The organism is Labrenzia sp. THAF35, assembly GCF_009363595.1.
Taxonomy (GTDB): domain Bacteria; phylum Pseudomonadota; class Alphaproteobacteria; order Rhizobiales; family Stappiaceae; genus Roseibium; species Roseibium algicola.
The window spans coordinates 3,409,478-3,435,529 of the sequence record NZ_CP045380.1 but is presented as its reverse complement, the minus strand read 5'-3'; the positions used below and the strand labels follow the sequence as shown (position 1 = coordinate 3,435,529).

The following is a 26,052-nucleotide window of genomic DNA, read 5'->3' as shown; positions in this document are numbered from 1 at the left end:
TTCGTTAACGTTTCACAGCGATACTTATGCGTGGAGGTCACGGAATGGCGCTCAAGGTCGAGCTGAAACCGGGCGAGCGAATTATCATTGGGGAAAGCGTTATCACCAATGACAATCAACGCACTCGCCTCTTTATCGAAGGCCAGGCTCCCATTCTGCGAGAAAAGGATATTCTCACGCCGGCCACTGCGGATACACCAGCCAAACGGGTCTACCTGGCCGTTCAGCTGATGTATCTGTCAACTGACTTGGAGAAGATACAGGAGAGTTACTTCAGCCTCGTCAATGACATAGTGAAAGCCGCGCCGAGTACGATCCCTTTTGTCACCAGGATTAGTAACGCCATACTAACCGGCGCCTTCTATAAAGCACTGAAAGAAGCACGTAAGCTCATCGAGTACGAAGGGACGCTGATCAGTCATGTACAAACAGGCAGCGCAGGCTTACCAGAAAACAAGCCAGGTGGCGATGTCACCGAGGGAGCTGGAAGCGAATCTGCTGATGAAGGCCGCAGCCCGGCTTCAGTTGATCAAGGATGAATGGGCAAATTCCTCGCTTGCGGAAAAAGATGACGCCCTGGTGTACAACCGCAAGCTCTGGACAATTCTCGTGACGTCCGCGACCAGTCCTGAAAGCGAACTGCCTCAGGACATCAAGAACAACATCGCCTCGCTGGGCGTGTTCGTGTTCAAGCAGACCATGACAGTCATGACGACTGACGACGAAAACAAGCTCGATACCCTCATCAGCATCAATCGTTCGATTGCCGAGGGTCTGAGGTCCTGATCCCGGCGCGGCCGGTTCAAGAACAGCCTCGGAAAACACGATAGATGATCAAGAAAGGCCGCCAGGGTAACCTCGGCGGCCTTTCTCTTGACTGCAACGTTCACCTGCCCTCCTCCGGCAGAAACGGAGGAAGCCTCCACCGGAGATCAGCGGGTCCTCAAGCTGCGGGCAGGATTTGCAGCCATGAGATATTCAGCACCGGCCCCGTGCGAGCCCGGCAATCCAATCAGAACCTCCGCGTTGGCCGGGCTTTGAAAGCCCAGCCTTCCGGAAGCCGGCCCTCACGGGACTACAGATTGCCGGCACTCATTTCCCGGGCGATATGATCGGCCTGACGGATGGCTAGGGCCACGATCGTCAGGGTCGGGTTTTCGGCAGCGCCCGTGGTGAACTGGGACCCGTCCGACACGAACAGATTGGCAATGTCGTGGGTTTGCCCCCAGCGGTTGACCACCCCGTCCCGCGGATTTTCTGACATCCGGTTGGTACCCAGATTGTGGGTAGACGGGTAAGGCGGCGTCGGGAAGGTCCGGGTCGCCCCGACGGCGTCGTAAATGGCCATCCCCTGCTTGTAGGCATGATTGCGCATTGCGACGTCGTTGGGATGATCATCGAAATGGACATTCGCCACCGGCAGGCCAAAGCTGTCCTTCACATCATGATTGAGCGTGACGCGGTTGGTTTCCTGGGGCATGTCCTCACCGACGATCCACATGCCCGCCATGTTCTCGTAACCGTCGAGCGCACTTGTGAATTCCCGGCCCCACGCCCCCGGATCAAGAAACGCCGCCATGAACGGCAGTCCAAGAGCCAGGGTTTCAAGTTCATATCCGCCGACAAAGCCGCGGGACGGGTCGTGACGGGCTTCGTCCTGAATGATCCCCGCCATCGTTGTTCCACGCCACATCTTCACCGGCTGGTCGAAAATGGCATAGACCGAGCCAGTGGTATGGCGCATGTAATTGCGACCGACCTGGCCGGAGCTGTTGGCAAGACCGTCCGGGAACATGGAAGACGCTGAATTCAGCAACAGCCTCGGGCTTTCGAAGGAATTGCCGGCAACGCAGACGACACGGGCTTTCTGAAGCTGCAGATTGCCGTCCTTGTCGAAATATTCGACCCCGGTCACCTTGCCTGCATCGTCGTGCAGGATTCGTGCGACATGGGCCTGGTCGCGAACTTCCAGATTTCCGGTTGCCTCGCCCCGCGGAATATCCGTGTAGGCGGCGGACCACTTCGCTCCCCATTTGCAGCCCTGAAAACAGAAACCGGTCTGCTGGCAGGCAATACGCTCGTCGTAGTCGGCCGAGTTGATGGCCATCCGGCCTGTATGGACTTCCTTGTAGCCGAGCGCCTTAGCGCCCTTCTCGAACACCAGGTAGTTGTTGTTGCCCGGCAGTCCTGCCCGCCCCCCTGTGCGCGTCACGCCCAGTTTTGTTTCGGCAAGCGTGTACCAGGGATCCATTTCCTCCGCATCCAGCGGCCAATCGAGCAGATTGGCTCCCTGGACGTTGCCGTAGGACGTTTTTGCCTTCCATTCATGTGGCTGGAAGCGGATCGACGCCCCGGCCCAGTGAACGGTGGTCCCCCCGACGGCCTTGACGATCCAGGCCGGCAGGCCGGAAAAGTCCTTTGCAACCCGCCAGTCGCCCGACGTGGTTCTGGGGTCGACCCAGGCAAGCTGCCCGAAGCTTTCCCACTCGTCGTTGACATAATCATCCGGAAGATAGCGTCCGCCCGCCTCCAGAGCCACGACACTTACGCCCTTCTGCGCCAGCTCGTTGGCAAGCACACCGCCACCGGCGCCCGTTCCGATCACGACGACAACCGTGTCGTCATTCAGGTCAAATGGTGCAGCCATGGTTTCCTCCCTAAGGCTCAAAGCCAGTTGATGTCGTTGAAGCCCCGGTCGATGTAGCCGCCCAGGTCGTAGGAAGCTCCCTCGTATCCAAACAGCGGCCAGACCGCTTTCTGATTGTAGAGACCCGTTACCAATCCGCCCCTGACCCTTTGAAAGAACGGGCTGTCCTCCATGGACCGCAGCAGGTCCGCCCTGTCACGCTCCCAGCCGATCGCAAGATAGGAAGCATGCCCTCTCCCCTGGGCTGCTCCGTTCAGGGCCTCGATACCGGCCTCGATATCCTCGGCGTGGTCGGGGGTGTCATATCCCTTGACGGCAATGACATAGTATTCGTCGCCGACATGGTCGTGCGGGTAGATGTCCCGCGCCATCTGCACCAGCGTCGCGAAACTGTCCGGCTTGAGTGCCGTCAGCTCCGTCGCCCAGGCGCCGTCCCTTGCTGCCAGAAACCCGGTCCCGGTGACGAAGGCAGCGCCTGCCGCCGTCGCCCGGGCCAGAAGCTGCCGTCTGGTCAGACCTCTCGGACTGTTTTCGGTTTTCATGCTCTCCTCCCGTTCAATTCAATTCATTCGTATCGACCGCCGCGCTGAAGCACCTCGATCTGATAGCCATCGGGATCCGCAACGAAGAAGAAGCGCGCTATGACGTCTCCCGCCGGTGCGAAATCGACCAGTTTTCTTGGATTGAGACCTGCTGCTTCGAAGCGTGCGTGTTCGCTGTCGAGGTCATCGACACTGAACGCCAGATGCCCATAGCCGTCGCCCAGGTCATAGGGCTCTGTCCGCCCCTTGTTGACGGTCAGTTCCAGCTCGAAGCCGGAGTCGCTGTTGCGCAGGTAGATCAGGGTAAAATCGGGAAAATCCAGACGATCCGCTACGGTCAGCCCGAATGCTTTTTCATAAAAGGAAAGAGACCTGTGCTCTTCCAGAACACGGATCATAGAATGTATTGCTTTCGCCACGCGTTACTCCGCTCTGCTTGTATTTGCATGACGGAAGCGTAGCGCGTGGCAACTATCGCCCGGGTAGTATGCTTATACTGCGAGCGGTAAAACTTGCGCTGCAGCGCAAAATGTCATTCAGCGGCAATCGAAGCCGCGTGCTGGTTCGACGAAATCTCGAGGAACTTCAGACAGGCGCAACGCAACAGCGATGTGAAATTCTTCGGTTCACCGCGCAATTCGATCACTTCTGAATGCAGCGTCGAGATGAAATGCGGTGTCGTCACCCCTTCCGACGCGGCAATCTGATCCAGAATTGCCCAAAAGGAATTTTCCAGTCGGATGCTCGTGCTCTGTCCGTTGAGCCGCAACCGCCGGGTCTGGCTGGCATAGCGTTCCGGATCCTGTCCGGCAAATACGTGACACATCGGCTCTCCCTCCCACGGTGTCGATCTTTACGCGGTATGCCGCGATCTGTTTTTTGAAAAGGGATAATGAAAAGAACGCGCCGTTGCCAAAGGCCCCGGCGGCAAACCGGTTGGAACTGGACACCAGAAGATATCCGTCGGGAAGAAAGGCAACCAGGAGAGTGTTTCCCCAAAGGGGGAATATTTCAAGGCCTTTCCCGGCCCTGACCGGCAGTCCAGGCAGCCGTGAGCGAAGACCGCCCGGGGAAAAGCCGGAAGTTCCGGGCGATCCTAGAGGTAATCGGACAGGGTCAGATTGAACACGATCGACGAGGCCCTGTAGGAAACCTCGATATTGGTCTGCAATTGCAGGATCTCGGCGGCGACCTGATCCTGGTCGATTCCCTCGATATCCGCGATCGTGCCTTCGTAGCTGCTCTTCATTTGCACGTGCCGGTCATCGGTCAGCGAGACTGTCCGATGCGTGATGGCAATGTCCGTGGCAATATCGGTGATCCCGGACTGATCGACACCTGGCGGCTGCAAGGTCGTGCGCAGGTTGGTCGACAGGGTATTGTAATACTCTTCGTCGATCGTCGAGCCGCCCGAAAAATCCGCGGCAATGAAAGCCGCAAGCGACTGGACCAGTTCCTGCAGCGGTGTTTCATTGGCCCGGACGCCGTAGCTCACCGTCAAATTGCTGTCGATCACTGCGTTCTTGTCCGTGCGTGGATCGTCGGTGGCCGTGTTGCGGCCCGTATACCAGGCGACAGTCGTCGAGCTGCCACCGATCAGCGCGGTTGCGCTATCGAAAGGAGGTCCGTCGACCCGCTGCGGCTCTTCCCCGCCGAACGTCCTGAAGAATTCTTCTGCCGCCCATTCGTCTGACACGGCGCGAAGGGTTGTCTGAGCCTGGTGCTCGATCTCCGCTTCCAGGGCATCGCGCAGGTTCTGCGCCGTTTCCTCAAGATCGGCGCCGATCGCGAAGGTTCCGTCTTCAGCCGTGCTGTTTGCTGCCGTCAGCTCGATGGAGATCGTCTCGCTGTGATCAGGCGGCAGGGAGAATTCCACAGTGATGGTCTCGCCAAGTTCCGGCTGCCCTGTGAACTGAACGTCGAAGCTGTCCGGGTCGGTGCCCGAAGGCCCGGTGATCGCGACGTTGGTCAGGGTCGAGGCAACCGATGCGATGTCGAAACCGAAATCATGTGCTCCATCTTCGGCAATGGTGAAGGTGGAATCCGTCGGCACGGGGCCGGCGTAGTTGGTTGTCAGTGCGGAGGTCGATGTGCGGCCATTGTTGCCGGCACCCAGATTTGCCTGGGAATACTCGCTCATGACTGTTTTCAGCCCGTCCCGGCCGTTCGCCCCTTCCAGAATGGCATCGATCTTGGCAACCGGGTCCTGTACGGCATCCGTGCCGCCAAAGACGTAAAATCCGGCGACTTCCGTGTTCAGGATGTTGAGCGCTTCGTTCAACAGCAGTTTGGCGCGGGACTGGGTCTGCGTCTGCCCGTCGTCCTGCAGCACGAAATCGTTGGTATCGAGCGCGGATTTCGCATCCTGCCGGATATCCTCCAGACGCTCCAGCGACATGGTCGAGGTCTGCAGGTGCAAGTTGGCGATGGTGATGGTGTCCTGGTAGCTCTCTATCATGCTGACTTTCTGTGTCAGCTGAATGTCCAGAAGCCGGCGGTCGCCTACTTCGCCGTATGTGGTACCGACCTTGCCTCTGGCGAGCTGGGTTGTCTTGCTTGCCAGCAGATCGTTGAGCTCGCCGAGCTGGCGGGTCAGGTAAGTCCGGGAGGTGGTGATATTCGAAACTGCCATAACGCACCCAACCTTAAACGATGTTCAGGAGCTCTTCGAAGAGATCCTTGATGGTCTGCATGACACGGGCATTGGCCGCATAGGCGTTTTCCAGCTGAACCATGAAGGCCAGTTCGGCGTCGAGATCGACCGAGTAGCTCTGCTCGTAACGAATGGCGAGGTTCATGGTCAGCGCTTCCTTGGAATCCGCATATGTGGCTGCGTCTTCCGCCTGGTTGCCCTGAAACGCGACGGTCTGGTTGACAAAGCCCAGCAGCGTTCCCTGGAACGGTGTCGACGCGCTGCCGATACCCGAGCCCGGGTCATAGTGTTTCGTGCCGACGCTAAGCGCATCCGACAGGAACTGCGCTCGCGCAGGATCGTTGGTCGTATTCGGTGTCGGCGTGGTCTGATAGTTCACCAGAAGCGCGCTATCGGCCAGAAGATCCGGATTGACGCTGATTCCGGAGGCATAACCGAGCCGCTGGCCACCGCCTTCAAGCGCATCGGTGAAGAGGTCCGTTCCAGCCCGCTGGTCAACGAAGATCGCAAGGCCCAACCCCTGATCGGAATTCGCCGTCACGGTGACATTCGCACTCAGGCTTTCAACGCTGGTCGGCGCCGTGTTGTCGCCCAGAACCCGAAGGTTGTCCGACCCGTCATTGCTGACAAGAAGACCGGTGCCGGCAAGTGCTGCGGTGATGTTGGTGATATAGGTTGCCGGTACACCGCTGGAAATGTCGATACCGAAGACCGTGTCGCCCGGATTTGCCGTAGCGGAGTTGTCCAGCGGCAGCAGTGCGGGATCGTCCACGGCCACGAGAGTGACTGTCTGCGGATTGCCGCTGCTGTCGGTGTAATCCAGCGTGATCGTGTTGCCCGGTTGAAGCGCGGACACATCGAGATCGAAACCGCTGTCCAGACCGACGGTCGCAGCTGTGCTTTCAACATTCACATTGGAAAAGGCAAGTGACAGTTCGGCAGCAATCGTGTCGAGCTGCGTCTGCGCCTCGACCAGGATATCATCGCGCAGTTCAGCAGTTGCCTGCATCGAACCAGATTTCGACGACGCGATGAGATCGAACTGGGTGCCGCCTGGCGTTCTCACCATCACCGAGTTGCCTGCCTGGCCCGGCTGCAGCAGATGCGTGGCATCGAAGGTCAGCGTCGATGCCTGGCCGTCTGCGTAAAGCTGGTCGCCGCTTGCGGTACGGATGGAAATGGAATTGTTGTCGTTCTTTGTGACGTCGATGTCGATATAACCGGACAACTGCTCAATCAGCCGGTCGCGCTCGTCTTCCATGTCGGCGGTCGAAACACCGGACTGGGTCGCGTTCTGGATCGCCTCGTCAATGTCTTCAATGCTTGAGAGCAGGCCGTTCACGCTATCTGTCTGGGAAGCCAGTGCGTTGTCCGCTTCCTGGCGCAGGTCCGCAATCTGCTCATAGGATGAGTTGATTTCGCGCGCAAAAGCTTCGGCGGCCGAAACCACGTCCTTTTGAACGGCATAGTTGCCCGGATCGTTTACCAGGCCGGCAAGTGCAGCTGAAAGATTGCCTGCAAGGGACGACAACGAACTCTTGTCGTCGATCGTGCCGAAAATATCGTCCAGACGGTCGGTAAAATCCGCAATCTGCCGGGAGTAGCTGGTGTCGGCCAGAGAGTTGAAATAGTCGGACTGGATCTGCTCGTTGACAATCCGGCGCACTTCCGTCGCATTCATTCCGGCGACGTTGCCGTTGCCGTCGAAATAGACATTCGCCGAAATTATTTTTTTCGAATAGCCGGCCGTATCCGCGTTCGCAATGTTGGACGCGGTGACGTCCAGCTGACGCTGATTGTAGGTGATTCCGAAAACCGCGGTATTCAGGGCACTTGTAAGACCCATGGCGGCTTCTCCTTCCTTATACGCGACCAGGCCAGATGGCCGGCGGGTCAGTGCCCCGCCGGCCTAGGCGGTGTTACCGGACCATATTCAGGGCATCGTCGAGCATTTCGTCTGCTGAGGTGACGATCCTCGAGTTTGCGGAATAGGCCTGCTGGGTGATGATCAGTTTGGAAAACTCGTCCGCGATATCGGCGTTGGAGAGTTCCAGCTTCTTGGCCAGGATCTGCCCGCCTCCGGAAAGATCCGCGTCTCCCGATCCGGCCGTTGCCGCAAACGCGGCACCGTCAACGCGCTGCAGGTCCTGCTCGGCCTCGAACGTCGCAAGCGGGATCTGGTAAACCGGACGCTGCTGGTTGTTGGAATAGCTGGCAATGACACGGCCGGAAGCGTCTACAGCCACCCCGATCAGCTCACCTGCAGGATAGCCATCCGGATCCAGCGACACGGAGCTGGCCCTGCCGTCCTTGTCGGAATACTGGGTCAGGGAGCCATCGGCAAAGGAGAACTCGACGTCCGTTGCCGTCGTGCCGCCGATGGTCAGCGAGGAGATTGTAAAGCCGTCGCCCGTACCGTTCACTGCGGAACCGGCCATGGCACCGGCGGTCAGGGTCGTCATCTCGCCGGTATCGTCGAACTGGACGGTACCAACATCATACCAGGCATCGGTCGCATCGCCGCCAGTACCGATATACATCGACCAGGCGTCCTCAACGATGGGCGGGCCAGCATCGTAGTTCGCGGTCTTGGCATAACGGATTTCGACGTTCATCGCCGTACCGTTCTGATTGTAGATCGTTGTGGATCCGCCGGAAATGGAGCTGTTCAGGAAGTCGGTTTCGTCTGCAACGGCAACGTTACCGGCACCAACCGAAGCGTTCAGGAGGGCAGTGGTTTCATCCGTGCCATCATAGTCGGTAGTCGCGGGAACCCGTGGCAGGTTGGCCTGGTAGTCCACAGTCGTGGTTGCGGATGCTGCCAGCGGCTGGTTCTCGATCTGGATGACGGCCGGGTTGTCGCCGATCGCATTTCCGGTGTTCGGGTCCAGCGGGAAGCCCTGCAGGTAATAGCCGGAGCTGTTGATCAGATAACCTTCCTTGTCGCGCTCGAAGTCACCGGCGCGGGTGTAGTAGGTCTCATCTGCGAAGGTGGTCGAGCCATCGACCACGTCGGACGCCTTGGTCACGACGAAATAGCCAGCGCCGTTGATGGCCATGTAGGTATCGACGTCGACCGACGTGATATCACCCTGCACGGTGTTGGTGGCGCGGGAAGTGGCGAAGGTGGTTCCGGAAACCTGCTGGGCCTGCTTGGACCCACCCCCGGAAACCAGATCCGAAAATGTCGTGTCGAGCCGTTTGTAACCGGTCGTCTGCGAGTTTGCGACGTTACCGGAAATATTCTCCAGAGCCGTAGCCTGCGCAGCCAGTCCGGAGACAGCCGAGTTGATAGCCCCATAAATACCCATTTGCGGTCCTCTTTATAGATCGGGCACTGCGACGCGGGCTTACGCCCATAATCGGCCTTCCTCCGCAAAGGCCGTGCCAGTTTGACGAGGACATAATTTATCGTTTTGTTTCATAAGCTTAGGAAATTTTCCTTTTCCAGAAGCGGAAAAAAGAACCCGGCAGGTCATGACCCGACAGGCAAAAACTTCCGCTCTGGCCGGTGGCAGATGTTCAAAATTGCCGTGCGCCGGCACTCCTGCCTTTTACGGGCTTGCACAGCCGCGCGCGGCCTGCCACCTTGCGGCCAACCTAGGAAAAACGGACGGCCAAATGCGCTTTGAAGGAACTGAAAGCTATATTGCCACGGAAGACCTGAGGGTCGCGGTCAACGCCGCAGTCGCCCTGGAGAGGCCGTTGCTGATCAAGGGTGAACCCGGCACCGGCAAGACCGTGCTCGCCGAACAGGTTGCGGTCGCCCTGAAAGCCCCGCTGATCGAATGGCATGTCAAATCCACCACCAAGGCTCAGCAGGGCCTTTATGAATATGACGCCGTATCGCGCTTGCGCGACAGCCAGCTCGGTGACGAGCGCGTCAAGGACATCAACAACTACATCCGGAAGGGCAAGCTCTGGGAAGCATTCGACGCTGAAGAGCGGCCGGTTCTGCTGATTGACGAAGTCGACAAGGCCGATATCGAGTTTCCGAACGATCTTCTCCTGGAACTCGACCGCATGGAGTTTCACGTCTACGAGACCGGTGAAACCGTCCGTGCAAAGCAGCGCCCGGTGGTCATCATCACATCAAACAACGAGAAGGACCTGCCCGACGCGTTCCTGCGCCGGTGCTTCTTCCATTTCATCAAGTTCCCCGATGCCGATACCATGTCGGAAATCGTTGAAGTGCATTTTCCCGGCATCAAGCAACGGCTCCTGTCGGAGGCACTGCGCCTCTTCTATGACGTACGCGACGTCCCCGGACTGAAGAAGAAGCCCTCGACCTCGGAGCTGATCGACTGGATCAAACTGCTGCTGAACGAAGACATCGATCCTGAAACCCTTCGTCAACAAGATAGCTCCAAACTGATACCGCCGCTGCATGGCGCGCTGTTGAAGAACGAACAGGACGTGCACCTGTTCGAACGCCTGGCATTCATGGCGCGGCGGGAACGGTCCTGAAGATCCGGACCTGCCTCAACGTGAAAGCTGGTCGAGGCTGAGCGCCCGGGCGGCTGACCGGGCAAAACGCGATCTTCGGGTCGGGGTGACAAGGAGACTGACTTGGTGAAACAGGCCACCGCTCTTCTGGTACTGGCGATGCTCACGCTGCCGATGACGGCGAGCGGGCCTGTTCTCGCACAAGTGCCTCCCGAAAAGGACGCAGGCTGGCAAAGCGATGTCGGTGGATTGCGCCATTTCACCGGCCTGCGCTGCCCCGACATGATCGGCGATTACTACCGCATCAAGGTGATGGAGGGTGATGCCGTCAGCCAGGCGGGATGCATCTACACCGGCCGCGACGGCATTACCGCTGTCCTGCGCAAGCACCTGCAGGGCACCGGCCGCCGCGAAGCGCTGACATTTTCCCGCAATTACAAGGCAGCCGGATTCGAACCGATCAAGCTGACGGGCGCAGCCGCCTCCGGCATCTCCTTCCGGACCCGCAACTGGACGCCGACAAGCCTGTGCGAAACGATGTGGTACTTTTCCGGTGCCACATCGGACTATACATTGTGGCTGTCCTACACGCTGCCGACTCAGGAAGTGGAGATCGGACCGGCAGTAACCGCCTTCACCATGGCGCTTGCCAACCAGAACTGACCGGCAGTCCGGCTTTTGACCCGCCGGCACACTTTCCACTTTCAAGGAACCAGGAAAGACAATGCGGCTCCTTTTGTTCAGACACGCTAAATCAGACTGGGGCGACGCGAACCTGGCCGACATCGACCGGCCTCTGAACAGCCGCGGCAAGACCGCCTCCGTCAAGATGGCCCGTTACATGAAGGAACAGGGCCTGCAGCCCAACCAGATCCTGTGCTCTACTGCACAGAGGACCCGGGAAACCTTGGCCCGCCTTCTGCCGACCCTCACACAGGAAACACAGATCCACCTGGTGTCCGACCTCTACCAGCAAAGCGAAGACGACTATGTCGGGCTGATCCGCCGCTATGGTGGCCGGGCCCAGAACCTCATGGTCATTGGCCATAACCCGGCAACCGAGGATACGGCGTTGAGCCTCAGCGGCACGGCATCCAGCGACGCGATTGCCGATATTCAGGAAAAGTTTCCGACTGGCGCTCTTGCCGTGATCGATTTCGACATTGCCGACTGGTCGGAGCTGCAGCCGAAGACCGGCCATCTGGAACGTTTCGTCAAACCACGGGACCTGAAGGAAGACCTCGACTAGAGCATCAGCCGAGTCCCGGATTGTACTTGTTCCCGCCTGCGCCTACATGAACGCGCTGGAGGCCCTTGTGAACCCATTGACGACACTTGCAGAAGAAACCCGGCTGACACTGGCCAATCTTGCCGATGCGGCAACCGACCTGGCAGTGCCGAGCGTCCGGCTGGGCGTGACCGGACTTGCGCGCGCAGGCAAGACCGTCTTTCTGACCGCGCTGGTGCACAACCTCGTTCATGGTGGCCGCCTGCCGCTCTTCAGCGCCGCTTCCGGGCACAGAATGACCGGTGCGAGGCTACAGCCGCAACCTGACGACGCCGTGCCGCGCTTCGACTATGAAGCGCACGTGCGTGCCCTGGTGAGTGAGCGTATCTGGCCGGAATCGACCCGTCAGGTCTCCGAGCTGCGCCTGACCATCGACTATGAGAGCGCCTCCTACTTCCACCGCAAGCTTGGTCCCGGCCGCCTTCATCTCGACCTGATCGACTATCCCGGCGAGTGGTTGCTGGATCTACCGCTTCTCGGCAAGGACTATGCCACCTTTTCCGCCGAGGCAATGCGGCGCGCCCGGGCGGAAAACCGGGCGGAGATCGCCGCGCCGTTTCTGAAAATCCTGGTCGCCACGGATGCGAACGCGGAGGAAAGCGAACCGGCGGCACAAGAGCTGGCGGCAAAGTTCAAAACCTATCTGGCTGCCTGCAGAGCCGACGCCCACGCCCTGTCCATGCTTCCCCCGGGACGCTTCCTGATGCCCGGGGATCTCGACGGCTCCCCGGCCCTGACCTTCGCGCCGCTGGACATTCCGGCAGACGCCGCCCCGGCAAGGACAGGCACGTTGCGGGCGATGATGGAGCGGCGATACGAGGCCTACAAGACCCACGTTGTGCGTCCGTTCTTCCGCAATCACTTCGCGCGCCTCGACCGCCAGATCGTGCTGGTCGATGTCCTTCATGCCCTGAACGCAGGGCCGCATGCGATTGCCGATCTGGAGACCGCCCTCACCGAAGTTCTCGGAGCTTTCCGTCCGGGCAAACGCAGCTGGCTGTCCTCCATCCTTTCGCGACGGATCGACCGCATCCTGTTCGCGGCGACCAAGGCAGACCACCTGCACAGATCGGATCACGACCGACTGGAGCTGATCCTGAAGAGACTGGTTGCCCGAGCAGAAGAGAAGGCAACATTCAAGGGTGCGGAGGTCGAAGTGCTGGCCATGGCTGCGGTCCGTGCGACGCGTGAGGCAACGGTCAAACATCGCGGCGAAGCTCTGCCTGCGATCCTTGGAACACCGTTGCCGGGCGAACGGCTGAACGGTGACACCTACGACGGAAAAACCGAAATCGCCATGTTTCCCGGTGACTTGCCGGACGACCCTGAATCACTTTTTGGACAAGCTGACTCAGTTTCTGAAGCACTTCGAGCAAGCTTTCAAACCGCTCAGGCAGACCTTCAGTTCCTGAGGTTCCGGCCGCCGGAACTCGACAAGACCGCAGAAGGCCTGACTTTGTCTCTGCCGCATATCCGGCTTGACCGCGCCCTCGAATTCCTGATCGGAGATCGCCTGGCATGACCGGTTCCCAGCCCCCGTCCAATCGCAAACCGACCGCCTTCCGTCTCGATGATTCCAAGGTGCGGATGACCGATGACGAAACAAGGATGCCCTCGGCCGGCGAAGCCCTGGTCACCCAGGCCTTCATTGACGACGAGGAACCTCGCCTTCCCCACGCCGCCAGCACTCCCAGATCCGGATTTCGGTTCGGCAAGTGGCTGATGATCGGCCTGTCCGGCCTCGTCTCGCTGGCTGTCGGCCTTGCGGTCGACAGCCTGATACGGGATCTCTTTGCCCGGACCGACTGGCTGGGATGGCTGGGTGTGGCTCTTGCCGTTCTGGCGGCACTTGGCCTGCTCGGCCTGGTCATTCGCGAGATCGCGGGCCTCATGCGCCTCGGCCGAATAGACCACCTGCGAGACCGGCTGCAGAGCGCGGCCGAAGCAGATGACGCGAAGGCGGCATCAGTCGGCCTGAAGGAACTGCTCACACTCTACAAGGACCGTCCCGAAACGGCCCAGGGCCGCAAGGCGCTGGCAGGGCATATGCGGGAAGTCATCGACGGCCGGGATCTGGTGAAACTGGCCGAACGCGATCTGCTCAGCCCGCTCGACCTGGAAGCCCGGCGTATCGTGATGAACAGTGCAAAGCGCGTTTCCATCGTCACGGCCGTCAGCCCACGGGCACTGGTCGATCTGCTGGCGGTCCTGTTCGAGAACCTGCGCACGATCCGGCGCCTGTCCGCCCTTTACGGCGGGAGACCCGGCACACTTGGCTTTCTGCGCCTCGCAAAACACGTCATGGCACACCTGGCAGTGACCGGCGGCATGGCAGCAGGCGACAGCCTTGCCTCGCAGGTGCTGGGTCACGGTCTGGCGGCTCGACTTTCCGCCCGCCTGGGCGAAGGCGTGGTCAATGGACTGCTCACTGCCCGCATCGGCATTGCAGCAATTGCAGTCTGCAGGCCGGCACCGTTCGTGGCCGGCACTGGACCGACCATCTCGGACTTCATGGGTGAGCTTGTCTCGTTTGCCAAAAAAGAAGACCCGGCCGACAAGTCTTAAAGTTTAGATTTCAAATAATACACGGCATGGTTACACGCGCAACGTAACCAAATCGATTGCTATTTCTACCAATGACACATAAACGTTTCATTCATTAAGGTTTCTGCGGACGAGCAGTGGCGTCTTCCTCGGAATACAACAATAATAGCCAGGTGAGACGTTAACTTGTGTAGCGACAGGCCGTTGCCAATCAAGACGAAATCCGCCCTTCAGCATCGCCGCCAACTCAAGGCTTTTCTGCTTTGCAGTTGCGCCCTGGTTTTGCTTGGTCCGGAAAAAGGCCTTGCCGGTGACATTACCATCGGCTCAGGCACCACGGTCACCACAACACAGACGCTGACGGACGTTGGCGACACCGGAACAGTCGAGAGCGGCGGCACCATCGACGTTACCGATCAGGATGGCCTTGTTCTCGGCAACGACGACCAGACAGCAACCAACAACGGCACCATCACAGTCACCAAGACAACCATTGGCACACCTAATTTTGCCGGTATTGGGTCCGATGAGGACAATGCCACCGTACACAACAACGGAACCGTTACTACCACGGGCAGCCGTGCCTTCGGCATTGCCGGTGACGGGGACGACTTCACGGTCACCAACTCAGGCACCATCACCACAACGGGTAAGGAATCCGATGCAATCTTGTCCCTTGGTGCGGACACGGACATCACCAACTCCGGCACGATTTCCACGACCGGAGAAGCTGCCTATGGCATCAATGCCGAGGGCGACCGTCCGACCGTCTTGAACTCAGGCACGATCACCACGACAGGTGACGACGCCTATGCCATCGACACCGATGAAGACGACGCGAAGATAACCAACACCGGAACGATTACAACGACTGGAGAGGACGCGGACGGCTTTGACAGCGACGGCGACGATGTCATCCTGATCAATACCGGTGTGATGACCATGTCCGGTACGCTGGCAGACGGCATCGACAATGACGGTGACCGCGCCGCGATCACCAACTCGGGCACCATCACCGTTTCGGGAGAAGACGCCAACCCGATCGAATCCAGTGGCGATGACGTCACCATCTCCAACAGCGGCACGCTACGTAACACTGGCACGATTTCCGGAGATCATGACGATGTCGGACATGGCATTGCCGTTGACGGCGACAATGTCACGATCACCAACTCCGGCGAGATCTACAGCAGCAATGGGTCCTCGATCTATGTCGATGGTTCTGATGCAACCGTTACCCTGAACAATGGCACCATACTTCAGGGTGTTCTGACCTTTACCGATCCGACCACCTCAACCCTGAACTACGCGGCCGGGCGAACGGCGATCCTGACCTTCAGCAGCATCCCGGGAACGCTGACGACAGCAGGCCTCACTTCAACGACCAACGGCAACACGATCACCATCCTCAATCCGGACGACTTCCGGCTGGACACGGTTGCCCAGACCTTCAACACCATGACGCGCGCTGTCACCGGCAGCCTTGAACAGCAGATGGACCTCAATCGACTGGGCGGCACGTCCTTCGTCGCAACCAACGGTCCGGCTCCGGAAGAGCAAAACGCCACCGCGCTTTGGGTCACGCCTCTTGGCGGTGTTCTTTCCAGGCAAGGCAGCGACGGGTTTGACCATACATTCGGCGGCATCACTGCCGGGGCTGAGAAGACATTCGCCGAAGGGCTTGCCGCCGGTGTTGCCGGTGGTTTCACCATCGGCAGGACGACCAGCGACGGCGACATTCACTCGGCCTCCAGCTACAGCATCCACGCCGGTGGCTATCTCAGCCGCTCCTGGCAGGCGACCTTTGCTCAATTCAGCCTTCTCGGCGGCTACCTGAAGAGCGATGAAGATGTCACCGTCCTCAACAACATGGTTGTCGGTGGCCTGCAGGACCTTTCCATCGACTACGACTATGTCTACGTCACGCCCTCTGCGCGCCTCGGCCATGCCTTCGCCCTGAGTGAGGGTACGCTGACACCCAGCGCTCGTGTGCGCTACTCGGGTCTCTGGCAAACGGGCGACGCCGATGAAAGCGCCACCGGCCTTTCGGTTTCCGGCCGGTCGCTGCACGTTCTGGAACTGCGCGCGCAGGCGACCTACGATCATGCCCCCATCGTCCAGAATGGCGGCACGCTCTATCTCAGTGCGAATGCGGGTATCGACGGCATCTTCACGCTAAACGACAGTGTCGACGGCACCCTGCAGGGAGCTGCCTTGAACCTGTCCGTCGACGACGACGATGCGGTGCTCCGCGGTTTTGCGGCAGCCGATGCCGTGTGGCAAGTCAATGACGGCACAAAATTTCTCGCCGGAATAGAAGGCGGTTACGACAGCGCCGATACACTATCCGCATCGGTTCGCCTGGGCGCCAAGATCAGTTTTTGAGGACTTGGGAAAGCCTCCTTTCCTCAAACGCCGTTCCGATGCCGGCCTCCACATCGTCGTGAAACCTGTTAGTCTGTCCCTGGGTCCGGATGGGCCGCGAAGCTTGCGCGAGAAAAACGGTCGTTGGGGTCAGGCAATTCGATGAAAACCGAAGAAACGTCAATTGAAGGCGTGATTGTCCATGACCTGGTTTCGCACATCGATGACCGCGGCAGTTTCACCGAAATCTACCGGGAGACCTGGCTCACCGGTTTCAAGTCGATCCAGTGGAACATCGTCACCTCGAAAGAAGACACATTGCGCGGTGTTCACGTGCACAAGGATCATTACGATTATCTGATGGTCCTGTCCGGAAAGATGCTGCTTGGTCTGCATGACATACGCCGCGACAGCCCGACCATTGGAACATCGCAGTTTCTCGATCTTTCAGCGGAAAACAGACGAGCTGTTTCAATCCCACCGGGGGTTTGCCACGGATTTTATTTTCCGCAAGCCGCGACGCATCTTTATTCCGTTTCCACCTACTTTGACCCGACGGACGAATTGGGCTGCAAGTTCGATTGTCCGGAACTGAACCTGTCTTGGCCAACGAAGGACCCCATCCTTTCCGATAGAGACAGAACAGCCGACAACTATTCGCAGATGCTTGATAAATTCTATGCGGACGCCAATGCCTGATTACGCAGTCACCTGCAATTTCACATCGCCGGCTGTTGGACACAGCCATGACTGATATCGGTCTGGTTGGCTTTGGCCGGTGGGGAAAGCTCATCTTTCGCGATCTGCGCAGCTTGGGTGTAAACGTGCATGTGGCGGTGCCCGGTTCGGACAGCCAGAACGCAGCCCGGGAGGCCGGAGCCGCTTCGGTGTGCGATAGCGCTGCCAAGCTTCCTGACTGCGCGGGATATGTCGTTGCGCCACCAACAGTGCTTCACGCAGCCTGCATCGACGCACTTGCACCGCGGAAGCGGCCGATCTTCTGCGAGAAACCGGTCACCAACGACGCACAGGCAGCGCAAAGACTTGCCGATACGCTGCAGGAACGTCTCTTCGTCATGGACAAGTGGCGCTATCATCCCGGCATTTTGAAACTTGCGGAACTGGCAAAATCCGGAGCTCTGGGCCAGATCGAAGCGGTGCGCACCTATCGGCTCGGCTGGGGCAATCCTCACAAGGATGTCGACAGCCTCTGGATCCTGATGCCGCATGATCTTTCGATCGCACTCGAAATCCTGGGAACATTGCCCAAGGCTCATTCGGCGATCGCCCAGATCCCGGGCCTGGGTGGTGAGGACCTGATTGCCCGTCTTCAAAACGATGGGGAACCGCTCACCGTCACCATGGAGATCTCTTCCCTCCATCCGGCCCCAAAACGCTCCGCCGTCGTAATCGGCAGCAAGGCGGTGGCCCAACTGGTCTCATCCTATGACGATCGCATTCTCCTTGCCCCGAGAGATCAAGGCCAGAAGCCTCAGCAAATCGAGGTTGGCACGAAAATGCCTCTTCTGGCCGAACTGGAAGCATTCGTCGCGCATCTGGAAGGGGGGCCTGCTCCAAAGTCCTCGGCTGCAGAAGGCGCATTGATCGTGAGGCGCATTGCCGAACTCAGAGCGCTCGCAGGATTGCCGTGACCCATCCGCGCTTCACCGTCCTGCTGCCGGTCAACAGACCTCCCGCGCTTCTGCCATTCGCCGTCGAGAGTGTTCTGGGCCAGTCCCTGCAAGATTTCGAACTGTTCATCGTATGTGACGGCGCCCCCCAAGAAACCGTGCAGGAAGCGGAGAAGCTGGCAGGGCGTGACGAGAGGATCCGTGTTTTTTCCTTCCCGAAGGGAGAACGGCACGGCGAAGCTCATCGGGACACGGCTCTCACGCAGGCAAACGGCAAATTTGTTGCCCAGATCGGCGATGACGACATCTGGTTTCCCGAACATTTGTCGGAACTGAGCCGCCTGCTGCAAACCTGCGACTTCGGTAATCTGCTTCAGGCTGAAATTCTGCCTGACGGGACGTTCAAGGTTCATATCGGAGATCTGTCGGACGCGGACACGCGCCGCAAGATGCTTGAGACGCGTTGGAACTTCTTCGGCCCGTCGACGGTTGGCTATTCCCTTGAGGCCTATCGGTCTCTGGATGTTGGCTGGAGCCCGGCACCACCTGACTTCTGGACCGATCTCTTCATGTGGCGGAAGTTCCTGGCACGCCCGGACTTCACCTTTGCAACACGGCCCACGGTTCAATGCATCAAGCCTTCCGCCGTGCACCGTCAGGACATGTCGCTTGCCGAGAGGCAGGGTGAAATGATGGCGCTGATGCAAAGGTTTGCCGATCCGGCGGAAAGGCAGGATTTCCAGACCAGCTGCAATGAAATGCTGATCAGCCACCTCAGGTCCGAAAGCCGGCAGCATGCGGACAACGCGGCCCGGCAGACGCAAACGGTTTCCGCCCAGCAGGGGAAGATCCGAGAATTGCAGGCCGAACTCGACCTGCAGAAACGCCGTTACGACGCAATCCTCGCCTCGTCTTCCTGGAAGATGACGGCGCCCTTTCGTAAAAGTGGCAAGCTGCTTCGCAAACTCCTGTCGAAGCGTCCTTTTTGACCCCTCGACAGGCAACTGCCGGGAACTTACCTTTCGCACATGTTCATTACCTTCTTCACCGAACTGAAATCGGCCGGCATCCCGGTCTCGCTCCGCGAATATCTGACGCTGATGGAAGCGTTGGATAAGGATCTGGCGGAAAAGAGCGTCGAGGATTTCTACTATCTCGCCCGGCTCACGCTGGTGAAGGACGAGAGCAACCTGGACAAGTTCGACCGCGTCTTCGGCCACGTCTTCAAGGGGCTCGACCTCATGAGCGAGGTTGCCACCACCGAAATACCGGAGGAATGGCTGCGCCGCCTGGCGGAAAAGCATCTCAGTGAAGAGGAAAAGGCCCAGATCGAAGCACTCGGCGGCTTTGAAAAGCTGATGGAAACCCTGCGCGAACGCCTCAAGGAGCAGCAAAAGCGCCACCAGGGCGGCAACAAATGGATCGGCACAGCCGGCACGTCGCCGTTCGGTGCCTATGGCTACAATCCGGAAGGTGTGCGCATCGGCCAGCACGAAAGCCGGCACCGTCGTGCGGTGAAGGTCTGGGACAAGCGCGAATTCAAGGATCTCGACGACACCCAGTTGCTAGGCACCCGCAATATCCAGGTCGCCCTGAAGCGACTGCGCAACTTCGCACGAACGGGCGCTGCTGAAGAACTGGACCTGGACGACACCATCCGCGCAACAGCCCACAAGGGCCTTCTGGACATCAAGATGCGGCCGGAACGCCACAACGCGGTCAAGGTGTTGTTGTTTTTCGATATCGGCGGGTCGATGGACGATCATATCCGGGTCTGTGAGGAGCTGTTTTCAGCCGCACGTTCCGAATTCAAGGTGATGGAACACTTCTACTTCCACAACTGCCTTTACGAGTATGTCTGGAAGGAAAACCGCCGCCGCCACACAGAGCGCATGCCGACGATGGACGTGCTGCACAAGTACCCTGCCGACTACAAGATCATCTTTGTCGGCGATGCGTCCATGAGCCCCTACGAGATTGCCTACCCCGGTGGCTCGGTAGAGCACTGGAACGAGGAAGCCGGAGCCGACTGGATGCAGCGGATCACCGGGCTTTACAAGAGCGCGGTCTGGCTGAACCCGGTTCGGCAGGAACACTGGCACTACACGCATTCCATCCAGATGTTGAACGAACTCATGGAAGGCCGCATGTTTCCCATGACCGTCGAAGGTCTGACGGACGCCATGAAGGAATTGGCCAGGTAGATTTTCCGCACAAAAGGCGCAGAAAGGGAACACATGGAACCGCCCCCAAAACCCGTTCACCCTTTCGCGCAACCTGTTTCCCACGCAACCACCACCGGCATGTCCGGCGGGGGATTTTACAACGCCAACTCGGCTGCCCAATGGTCTGCCATCGAAAAGATATTGCCACTGCTTGAAGAGGCGATTGCGAGCCTGCCGATTGAGGGTAGCGGTCCGGTCGGCATTGCCGACTACGGCTGCTCGGAAGGCCGCAATTCTGTTGCCGTCATGAAACACGCTCTCCCGGCATTGCTTGCACGCACCGAACGGCCGATCCAGACCATCCATTCAGACCTTCCCACAAACGACTTTTCTGAACTTTTCCGCAGCCTCAGACCGGATGGCGGCTCGGTCTTCGGGTCTGAGAGGGTTTACTCGGCCGCGATCGGTGGCTCGATGTACGATCAGCTCTGCCCGCTGCAGAGCTTGCACCTTGCCACCACCTTCAACGCCATCGGCTTTCTCTCCTGCCGCCCCGTCGACAGGTTGCCTGGCTATATCCTGCCCAACGGCCCAAGTGTGGCACGGGCAAATGGTTATGTTTCCGAAGAAGACCGGCATGCCTTTGCCGAACAGGCGAAGAACGATATCGCCCGTTTCCTCACCGTCCGCGCAAGGGAACTGGTTCCAGGTGGCAAGCTGCTGGTTCAGGTGTTTGGCTCCAAGGGCCTGGCTCGAACCTGTGATGGCCTTTATGATCTTCTGAACGACGCGGTTCTGGACTTCGTCGAGGCCGGAGACATCAGCAGGGACGTCTACGACCGGCATTACCAGCCGGTGTACATGCGAGACCTGCAAGAACTTGCAGACCCGGTCACCAACGATACGTATGGAGCTGCCGGACTTTATTCACTCGACCGGTCAATGGAGTACGAAATTGCGGTCCCGTTCGTCGACCGCTTCAAGCAGGACGGCGATCTTGACCGCTATGCCCGCGACTATGTCAATTTCTTCCGCGCCTTCACCGAAGCGGTGTTGCGCGCAGCCCTGCCTGAAAGCCCATCACGGAAGGATCTGATCAACCGAATCTTTGCAAGGGCCGAAGACCGCCTGAAGGCAGACACCAGCCTCTACCCCTTCCGCTATGCAGCCGTCGCCATGTTGCTGACGCGCAATGGCTGACGGCTGAGGTTCACCAGCCGATCGACCTTTCAAGGCCCGGCAGCATCGAACGGCCAGATCGCTGCTTGTCGCTCTAGCTGCGCAGCACCATGACCGAGCACGGTGCATGGCGGACAATGTGGGCGGCATTCGAGCCGATGAAGTAGGTCGACAGGCCCGGCTTGTGCGACGTCATCAGCACCAGGTCACAATTCGCCTTTTCGGCTTCCTCGATCACTTCATGATACACCGACCCCATACGCACGGTCACATCGACAGTGCCTTCAGGAACGTCCAGATCAGATGCGATCTTGTCGAGGATTTTCGCGGTTTCCTCGAATTCCCGCTTTTGCCAGCCTTCGGGAAGCTGACTCGCCACGAAGCTTTGAACTTCCGGGCAAACCGCCATCAGGTGGATCTTGGAGCCATAGTCGCGGGCAAACTGCGAGGCTTTGGCAAGCGCCTCCGTGGCAAAGCCGCTTTCGGCCGGGTCAACGGGAACGAGGATTTTCTTGAACATGTCTTGTCTCCCCAAAAAATCAGGTCGACTTTTTGTGCGCCCGGAAAACATGCACCGCCATGACAAGGATCAATCGGCTTCGACACCGTCAAAGTATCGGCCGGGTGTCACGCCGAAGGCCTTCTTGAAGGTCGAGACGAAGGCACTCGGCCCCTCGTAACCGAGCTTGTGGGAGACGTCGGAAACGCTTCGCCCGGACGCCAGCAACTCCAGAGCCCGGAACAGTTTCACCTGGCGGCACCAGGTACGGTAGCTGAGCCCCGTCTCCGCTTTTATGCGCCGTTCGAAAGAACGCACGGAAGTCGCACACCGGTCCGCGGCCTCGCTGAGCGAGGGAATATGTGCCGGGCATCGGACGACGCCTTCGCACAGGTCGCGCAGCCGGGCATCCTGCGGCATCGGTAGCTGCAGGGGGGCAACCGGCAGCATCTTCAACTGATCCAGGATTACCGCGGCGATCCGTGCCGCCGGCCCCTTGTCCGTCTCGGAGCGCGGATAGGACATGAACTCGAGAATGAGTGCCCTGAGCAGGGTCGTCACCTGCATCACCTGCGGTGTTTGCGGCAGATCCCTCGTGTAATCATACTGGACATAGATGTAACGCAGCTCCGTGTCCGTCAGATACCGGGTCTGGTGGCTGACCCTGGGCGGCAACCACACGGCCCGCTCGGGTGGCACGAAATAGGTGCCCATCTCCGTGTCGATGGCAATCGATCCCCTGATCACATGGAAGAGCTGCGCTGCATCATGCGAATGCCAGCCATTGTTCCGGCCCTGCAACTGGGTCCGCGCGTATCCGATAATCGGCGCGGCGACAGCCTCTTTCGGAAACTCGGCAAGTTCGGGATGAATGCTCATGCGCCGGATCGTATACCTTCACCCCGATATTGCACAGAGGGCCAATAGCACCGGAGGACTCGGCAACGCAACATAATCGCGGCAACTATGCCCAGGTCCTGCCGGAAAGGTGAAAGGCTTTCCCTGCGCCAAGCCATGATCGACAAGGATCATTTCGCGTTTTTGCCGGATGCCTAGCGCTGCACCAGCCAGAATTTGGCGTGTCGGAAACATCTCATGACAAAACAGCGCTAACACGCAAACCACAATTGGCGTTAGAAACGGCTCGCAACACTGCCGAACGTTTTCTTTTTCCACGGCCACACAATGTCTTACTTCACCCAGAATGCGCACCCGAACGAGGCGACCGGCTGGCGGTCTCCTGTGGTTCTCCTGATGATCATGGCAGGTGCCATGCAGCTCTCCTTTGCTGCCTGGTGGAACCTGATGAACAACTTCGCCGTCCAGGAGCTGGATTTCACCGGCCGGGAGATCGGCATTCAGCAATCGATCCGGGAAATCCCGGGCTTCCTGAGCTTCCTAGCGGTCTATCTCTTGTTGATGATGCGCGAGCAGACGCTCGCCTATGTGTCGCTGCTGCTCCTGGGCGTCGGCGTTGCCGTCACGGGCTATTTTCCGACCGCGATCGGCTTTTATGTAACGACGCTGATCATGTCGATCGGCTTCCATTACTACGAGACGATGGCGCAGTCGCTGTCGCTGCAATGGCTGCCCAAGGCAACGGCCGCTGCAAGCATGGGCAAGATCCTGGCCGTTGGCGCCTTCGCCCAGTTGATCGCCTATGGTGTCATCTTCCTGGCGTGGAAGATGTTCGAACTGTCCTTCACGGTGGTTTTCGCCATTGCCGGTGGTCTGACGCTGGTCGTTCTTGTTTTCCTGATCTTCGCCTATCCGCATTTCCGTGAAGGCGTGCCGCAGCACAAGAAGCTGATCCTGAGAAAACGCTACTGGCTCTATTATGCCCTCACCTTCATGGCTGGTGCGCGGCGGCAGATCTTCACGGTATTCGCCGGCTTCCTGATGGTCGAACGCTTCGGCTATGACGTTCACGAAGTTGCGGGCCTATTCCTCCTGAACGGCGCCTTCAACATGGTGCTGGCACCCAAGATCGGAAAACTGATTGTTCGCTTCGGTGAGCGCAAGGCGCTGGTTCTGGAGTATGTCGGCCTGGTCCTGGTGTTCATCTGCTATGCCTTCGTCACCAACGCAACACTGGCGGCCAGCCTTTATGTGATCGATCACGCTTTCTTCGCGATCGCCATCGCCATCAAGACCTACTTCCAGAAGATCGCCGACCCTGCCGACATCGCCCCCACCGCCGGCGTCGCCTTCACGATCAACCACATCGCTGCGGTGTTCATTCCGGTGGTATTCGGCTTCATCTGGCTGGTGTCCCCGGCTGCGGTCTTCCTGGCTGGCGCTGCCATGGCCCTGGTCAGCCTTGTGCTGGCAACCCTGATCCCGAGCAATCCGGAAGAAGGCCACGAAGTCGACTTCTGGTACCGCAAGCCTTCTGCCCAACCTGCAGAGTAAACTCTGTACCTGGACAAACCAAAACGCCCGCCGGAGTGATCCGGCGGGCGTTTTGTTTGAAATCTTGTCTGAACTGACCTGATCAGGCCTGCCGCTCAGGCACATGCACCACAAGGCCGTCGAGATCGGACGTCACCTTGATCTGGCAGGACAGGCGCGAGGTCGGCTTCACGTCGTAGGCAAAGTCGAGCATGTCCTCTTCCATCGGCTCCGGAGATCCGGTCTTGCCGCTCCAGGCATCATCTACGTAAACGTGGCAGGTAGCGCAGGCGCAAGCACCGCCGCATTCCGCTTCGATACCCTGGACCATGTTCTTGATGGCGTTTTCCATCACCGTAGAGCCTTCAGCGGCGTCAACGTCGGTCCGGGTTCCATCGGCGGTTACAAATGTGATTTTCGGCATATGTCGCGTCCAAGCCTGAATTTGCGGGTCTTCGAAGCACGACATAAAGATTTACGGCAAAAGGTCAAGGACCGTGCCATTTCCACGCGGCAATCTGCCTCTCCCGTTCTGGCCGGGGTCTGTCCTTTAACCTTCCAGAAGGTCCCGGATGTATCGGTTCGCCTCATCGACCGCCGCAATCAGGCCTTCTGTGGCCGTATCGGTGCTCGAGCGCATCTTGCCTTCCAGATTTTCGCAAACGATCGCGACCCGCTCCGCGCCGATGGCCCGGGCGGATCCTTTCAGGGTATGCACGAGGTCGAGGCGAACGGAATTGTCGGTTTCCTGTTTCAACCGCTCAAGCGTCGAGATGGACTGTGACTTGAACAGATGCAGGACCTGCACTTCTAGATCCCGGTTACCCAGCGTATTGGTTGCCAGTTGCACCAGATCGATCGGTGCCTCCGGACCGGCGCGTCCGGCGACGCGGGCCATGGAAGAAGGGGCCATAAGGGTGCTCCACATTACTCGATACCTGCCTGACGGCACCCCGCCGCAAGCTGTAGCGCCACAACAATGCGCCCCAAGCCCAAACACCCGGTTAAACCGGTTGCTCAAACCGTCCCTTTCGGCCCATGTCCCCAAAAAATTGATTTCATGGTTAATGCGTTTTAACGCAGGTTACGAAACAGGATTAAAAAAGTCCTTGCGTTTCCGCCGATTTCCTGAATCGCTAAAATTTTAATGATCTGATTCGCCGTTAACTTTTTTTGACTTTTTGACTTGCAGAAAGTGCTTCGATGGCGGCGGGCGTGAGCTTGCAGACCAGCCAGTCGGGCTTGATTGGGTTGGAAAACCAAGGCTCTGCCCAACCTGCATCGATACAGGCGCGGATTGTGCGCGCCGGAATTTCCCGGCCGTTGTCATCGAACAGAGGCAGCTTGCCCCCCGCCTGCCCGAGCCCTTTTTGCAACCACCGCTTTTGCGCAGCCGTCAACTTTCCCGCTTTGAGAGTAACTTCCAGAACCGTATTTTCAGCATCTGCCGATGCGTCAACCTGCTTTGAATCCGGCATCCAATCCGCCCCCTAAGTGACTCACGCTATTGCCGTTTCTTGTTCGTTAGGAGAGATTGTGCCATTACAGTTACTGATGCGGCAAGGTGGGGAGTGTACCGTCGAACGGAAAGTTCACGGTCGGTCAGCGGCGGCCCTCTCGCACGAACAGGTTTTGCGGCGTTGCCACAGCTGGGCAACGCTCGCAACGAGGACGCATCCGGTAGATAACTGTAAGGAGCTGCG

General features: G+C 58.8%; 26 protein-coding genes. 14 read left to right on the top strand and 12 right to left on the bottom strand.

Going from position 1 to position 26,052, the window contains the following annotated elements:
- Nucleotides 1–44 precede the first annotated feature (44 nt).
- Together flbT and flaF are read left to right on the top strand one after the other, a co-directional pair.
- Entirely contained in the window at nucleotides 45–539 is a 495-nt protein-coding gene (flbT, locus tag FIU93_RS15680) for a flagellar biosynthesis repressor FlbT (protein ID WP_006932693.1), read from the top strand.
- Entirely contained in the window at nucleotides 421–786 is a 366-nt protein-coding gene (flaF, locus tag FIU93_RS15675; protein WP_075284275.1) for a flagellar biosynthesis regulator FlaF, read from the top strand. The genes flbT and flaF overlap by 119 nt, the downstream gene beginning before the upstream one ends.
- A gap of 289 nt (nucleotides 787–1,075) precedes the next feature.
- Here flaF and FIU93_RS15670 read toward each other — a convergent pair whose 3' ends face one another.
- From FIU93_RS15670 to FIU93_RS15640, 7 genes are all read right to left on the bottom strand, one after another.
- Nucleotides 1,076–2,647 (bottom strand): GMC family oxidoreductase, encoded by a 1,572-nt coding sequence (locus FIU93_RS15670; protein ID WP_023000692.1) that lies wholly within the window; start codon nucleotides 2,645–2,647, stop codon nucleotides 1,076–1,078.
- A gap of 17 nt (nucleotides 2,648–2,664) precedes the next feature.
- On the bottom strand, nucleotides 2,665–3,189 hold the full coding sequence (locus FIU93_RS15665) for a Twin-arginine translocation pathway signal (RefSeq protein ID WP_152506105.1): 525 nt from the start codon (nucleotides 3,187–3,189) through the stop codon (nucleotides 2,665–2,667).
- Between the two features lie 23 nt (nucleotides 3,190–3,212).
- A complete protein-coding gene (locus tag FIU93_RS15660) occupies nucleotides 3,213–3,608 on the bottom strand; it encodes a VOC family protein (RefSeq protein WP_031269183.1) in 396 nt (131 codons plus the stop codon).
- A 113-nt stretch (nucleotides 3,609–3,721) separates the two neighbouring features.
- Nucleotides 3,722–4,015, bottom strand: a complete 294-nt coding sequence (locus FIU93_RS15655) for a ribbon-helix-helix domain-containing protein (protein WP_006932702.1) — start codon at nucleotides 4,013–4,015, stop codon at nucleotides 3,722–3,724.
- 270 nt (nucleotides 4,016–4,285) lie between these two features.
- On the bottom strand, nucleotides 4,286–5,821 hold the full coding sequence (locus tag FIU93_RS15650) for a flagellar protein (protein WP_152506104.1): 1,536 nt from the start codon (nucleotides 5,819–5,821) through the stop codon (nucleotides 4,286–4,288).
- A gap of 13 nt (nucleotides 5,822–5,834) precedes the next feature.
- Nucleotides 5,835–7,688 carry a flagellar hook-associated protein FlgK gene (flgK, locus tag FIU93_RS15645; protein WP_152506103.1) on the bottom strand — a complete coding sequence of 618 codons (1,854 nt, stop codon included), beginning with the start codon at nucleotides 7,686–7,688 and terminating at the stop codon, nucleotides 5,835–5,837.
- A gap of 73 nt (nucleotides 7,689–7,761) precedes the next feature.
- Nucleotides 7,762–9,153, bottom strand: coding sequence for a flagellar hook-basal body complex protein (locus FIU93_RS15640; RefSeq protein ID WP_152506102.1), 1,392 nt, complete (start codon nucleotides 9,151–9,153; stop codon nucleotides 7,762–7,764).
- 310 nt (nucleotides 9,154–9,463) lie between these two features.
- On the opposite strand from FIU93_RS15640, the gene FIU93_RS15635 reads away from it, so the two are divergent.
- The 11 genes from FIU93_RS15635 (at nucleotide 9,464) to FIU93_RS15585 (ending at nucleotide 21,480) form a co-directional block, all read left to right on the top strand.
- Nucleotides 9,464–10,309 (top strand): MoxR family ATPase, encoded by an 846-nt coding sequence (locus tag FIU93_RS15635; protein WP_031269182.1) that lies wholly within the window; start codon nucleotides 9,464–9,466, stop codon nucleotides 10,307–10,309.
- A gap of 105 nt (nucleotides 10,310–10,414) precedes the next feature.
- Nucleotides 10,415–10,951 (top strand): hypothetical protein, encoded by a 537-nt coding sequence (locus FIU93_RS15630; RefSeq protein ID WP_209010136.1) that lies wholly within the window; start codon nucleotides 10,415–10,417, stop codon nucleotides 10,949–10,951.
- Between the two features lie 61 nt (nucleotides 10,952–11,012).
- Nucleotides 11,013–11,537 (top strand): histidine phosphatase family protein, encoded by a 525-nt coding sequence (locus FIU93_RS15625; protein WP_023000684.1) that lies wholly within the window; start codon nucleotides 11,013–11,015, stop codon nucleotides 11,535–11,537.
- A gap of 46 nt (nucleotides 11,538–11,583) precedes the next feature.
- The gene (locus tag FIU93_RS15620) at nucleotides 11,584–13,098 is read left to right on the top strand and encodes a YcjX family protein (RefSeq protein WP_152506101.1); all 1,515 of its coding nucleotides are present in this window, start codon (nucleotides 11,584–11,586) and stop codon (nucleotides 13,096–13,098) included.
- The gene (locus FIU93_RS15615; protein ID WP_152506100.1) at nucleotides 13,095–14,141 is read left to right on the top strand and encodes a TIGR01620 family protein; all 1,047 of its coding nucleotides are present in this window, start codon (nucleotides 13,095–13,097) and stop codon (nucleotides 14,139–14,141) included. The genes FIU93_RS15620 and FIU93_RS15615 overlap by 4 nt, the downstream gene beginning before the upstream one ends.
- A 183-nt stretch (nucleotides 14,142–14,324) precedes the next feature.
- Complete coding sequence (locus tag FIU93_RS15610; RefSeq protein WP_152506099.1) at nucleotides 14,325–16,505, top strand: autotransporter outer membrane beta-barrel domain-containing protein; 2,181 nt, start codon at nucleotides 14,325–14,327, stop codon at nucleotides 16,503–16,505.
- A gap of 141 nt (nucleotides 16,506–16,646) precedes the next feature.
- Nucleotides 16,647–17,183 carry a dTDP-4-dehydrorhamnose 3,5-epimerase family protein gene (locus FIU93_RS15605; RefSeq protein WP_152506098.1) on the top strand — a complete coding sequence of 179 codons (537 nt, stop codon included), beginning with the start codon at nucleotides 16,647–16,649 and terminating at the stop codon, nucleotides 17,181–17,183.
- Between the two features lie 47 nt (nucleotides 17,184–17,230).
- Entirely contained in the window at nucleotides 17,231–18,136 is a 906-nt protein-coding gene (locus tag FIU93_RS15600) for a Gfo/Idh/MocA family oxidoreductase (protein WP_152506097.1), read from the top strand.
- The gene (locus tag FIU93_RS15595; RefSeq protein WP_173017340.1) at nucleotides 18,133–19,104 is read left to right on the top strand and encodes a glycosyltransferase family 2 protein; all 972 of its coding nucleotides are present in this window, start codon (nucleotides 18,133–18,135) and stop codon (nucleotides 19,102–19,104) included. Before FIU93_RS15600 ends, FIU93_RS15595 begins: the two co-directional genes overlap by 4 nt.
- A gap of 39 nt (nucleotides 19,105–19,143) precedes the next feature.
- A complete protein-coding gene (locus FIU93_RS15590; protein ID WP_023000677.1) occupies nucleotides 19,144–20,319 on the top strand; it encodes a VWA domain-containing protein in 1,176 nt (391 codons plus the stop codon).
- Nucleotides 20,320–20,352: 33 nt separating this feature from the next.
- On the top strand, nucleotides 20,353–21,480 hold the full coding sequence (locus FIU93_RS15585) for a hypothetical protein (RefSeq protein ID WP_152506095.1): 1,128 nt from the start codon (nucleotides 20,353–20,355) through the stop codon (nucleotides 21,478–21,480).
- Between the two features lie 73 nt (nucleotides 21,481–21,553).
- On the opposite strand, the gene FIU93_RS15580 is transcribed toward FIU93_RS15585, so the two are convergent.
- Nucleotides 21,554–21,979 carry a universal stress protein gene (locus tag FIU93_RS15580; RefSeq protein ID WP_023000675.1) on the bottom strand — a complete coding sequence of 142 codons (426 nt, stop codon included), beginning with the start codon at nucleotides 21,977–21,979 and terminating at the stop codon, nucleotides 21,554–21,556.
- 69 nt (nucleotides 21,980–22,048) lie between these two features.
- Nucleotides 22,049–22,837: a helix-turn-helix transcriptional regulator gene (locus FIU93_RS15575; RefSeq protein ID WP_023000674.1), complete on the bottom strand. Its 789-nt coding sequence runs from the start codon at nucleotides 22,835–22,837 to the stop codon at nucleotides 22,049–22,051.
- A 306-nt stretch (nucleotides 22,838–23,143) separates the two neighbouring features.
- On the opposite strand from FIU93_RS15575, the gene FIU93_RS15570 reads away from it, so the two are divergent.
- On the top strand, nucleotides 23,144–24,370 hold the full coding sequence (locus FIU93_RS15570) for an MFS transporter (RefSeq protein ID WP_023000673.1): 1,227 nt from the start codon (nucleotides 23,144–23,146) through the stop codon (nucleotides 24,368–24,370).
- Between the two features lie 82 nt (nucleotides 24,371–24,452).
- On the opposite strand, the gene FIU93_RS15565 is transcribed toward FIU93_RS15570, so the two are convergent.
- From FIU93_RS15565 to FIU93_RS15555, 3 genes are all read right to left on the bottom strand, one after another.
- The gene (locus FIU93_RS15565) at nucleotides 24,453–24,773 is read right to left on the bottom strand and encodes a 2Fe-2S iron-sulfur cluster-binding protein (RefSeq protein WP_023000672.1); all 321 of its coding nucleotides are present in this window, start codon (nucleotides 24,771–24,773) and stop codon (nucleotides 24,453–24,455) included.
- Between the two features lie 126 nt (nucleotides 24,774–24,899).
- Nucleotides 24,900–25,262, bottom strand: coding sequence for an Hpt domain-containing protein (locus FIU93_RS15560; RefSeq protein WP_208984210.1), 363 nt, complete (start codon nucleotides 25,260–25,262; stop codon nucleotides 24,900–24,902).
- 250 nt (nucleotides 25,263–25,512) lie between these two features.
- The gene (locus tag FIU93_RS15555) at nucleotides 25,513–25,827 is read right to left on the bottom strand and encodes a hypothetical protein (RefSeq protein WP_023000670.1); all 315 of its coding nucleotides are present in this window, start codon (nucleotides 25,825–25,827) and stop codon (nucleotides 25,513–25,515) included.
- Nucleotides 25,828–26,052: the final 225 nt, after the last annotated feature.

What these genes read in the sequence shown, in the direction of transcription:
- FIU93_RS15590 (WP_023000677.1), top strand. Translation starts at nt 19,144, where the DNA reads ATGTTCATTACCTTCTTCACCGAACTGAAATCGGCCGGCATCCCGGTC.
- flgK (WP_152506103.1), bottom strand. Translation starts at nt 7,688, where the DNA reads ATGGGTCTTACAAGTGCCCTGAATACCGCGGTTTTCGGAATCACCTAC.
- flbT (WP_006932693.1), top strand. Translation starts at nt 45, where the DNA reads ATGGCGCTCAAGGTCGAGCTGAAACCGGGCGAGCGAATTATCATTGGG.
- flaF (WP_075284275.1), top strand. Translation starts at nt 421, where the DNA reads ATGTACAAACAGGCAGCGCAGGCTTACCAGAAAACAAGCCAGGTGGCG.
- FIU93_RS15565 (WP_023000672.1), bottom strand. Translation starts at nt 24,773, where the DNA reads ATGCCGAAAATCACATTTGTAACCGCCGATGGAACCCGGACCGACGTT.
- FIU93_RS15615 (WP_152506100.1), top strand. Translation starts at nt 13,095, where the DNA reads ATGACCGGTTCCCAGCCCCCGTCCAATCGCAAACCGACCGCCTTCCGT.
- FIU93_RS15625 (WP_023000684.1), top strand. Translation starts at nt 11,013, where the DNA reads ATGCGGCTCCTTTTGTTCAGACACGCTAAATCAGACTGGGGCGACGCG.
- FIU93_RS15640 (WP_152506102.1), bottom strand. Translation starts at nt 9,153, where the DNA reads ATGGGTATTTATGGGGCTATCAACTCGGCTGTCTCCGGACTGGCTGCG.
- FIU93_RS15605 (WP_152506098.1), top strand. Translation starts at nt 16,647, where the DNA reads ATGAAAACCGAAGAAACGTCAATTGAAGGCGTGATTGTCCATGACCTG.
- FIU93_RS15560 (WP_208984210.1), bottom strand. Translation starts at nt 25,262, where the DNA reads ATGGCCCCTTCTTCCATGGCCCGCGTCGCCGGACGCGCCGGTCCGGAG.
- FIU93_RS15665 (WP_152506105.1), bottom strand. Translation starts at nt 3,189, where the DNA reads ATGAAAACCGAAAACAGTCCGAGAGGTCTGACCAGACGGCAGCTTCTG.
- FIU93_RS15655 (WP_006932702.1), bottom strand. Translation starts at nt 4,015, where the DNA reads ATGTGTCACGTATTTGCCGGACAGGATCCGGAACGCTATGCCAGCCAG.
- FIU93_RS15670 (WP_023000692.1), bottom strand. Translation starts at nt 2,647, where the DNA reads ATGGCTGCACCATTTGACCTGAATGACGACACGGTTGTCGTCGTGATC.
- FIU93_RS15575 (WP_023000674.1), bottom strand. Translation starts at nt 22,837, where the DNA reads ATGAGCATTCATCCCGAACTTGCCGAGTTTCCGAAAGAGGCTGTCGCC.
- FIU93_RS15555 (WP_023000670.1), bottom strand. Translation starts at nt 25,827, where the DNA reads ATGCCGGATTCAAAGCAGGTTGACGCATCGGCAGATGCTGAAAATACG.
- FIU93_RS15620 (WP_152506101.1), top strand. Translation starts at nt 11,584, where the DNA reads ATGAACGCGCTGGAGGCCCTTGTGAACCCATTGACGACACTTGCAGAA.
- FIU93_RS15570 (WP_023000673.1), top strand. Translation starts at nt 23,144, where the DNA reads ATGTCTTACTTCACCCAGAATGCGCACCCGAACGAGGCGACCGGCTGG.
- FIU93_RS15600 (WP_152506097.1), top strand. Translation starts at nt 17,231, where the DNA reads ATGACTGATATCGGTCTGGTTGGCTTTGGCCGGTGGGGAAAGCTCATC.
- FIU93_RS15585 (WP_152506095.1), top strand. Translation starts at nt 20,353, where the DNA reads ATGGAACCGCCCCCAAAACCCGTTCACCCTTTCGCGCAACCTGTTTCC.
- FIU93_RS15580 (WP_023000675.1), bottom strand. Translation starts at nt 21,979, where the DNA reads ATGTTCAAGAAAATCCTCGTTCCCGTTGACCCGGCCGAAAGCGGCTTT.
- FIU93_RS15650 (WP_152506104.1), bottom strand. Translation starts at nt 5,821, where the DNA reads ATGGCAGTTTCGAATATCACCACCTCCCGGACTTACCTGACCCGCCAG.
- FIU93_RS15635 (WP_031269182.1), top strand. Translation starts at nt 9,464, where the DNA reads ATGCGCTTTGAAGGAACTGAAAGCTATATTGCCACGGAAGACCTGAGG.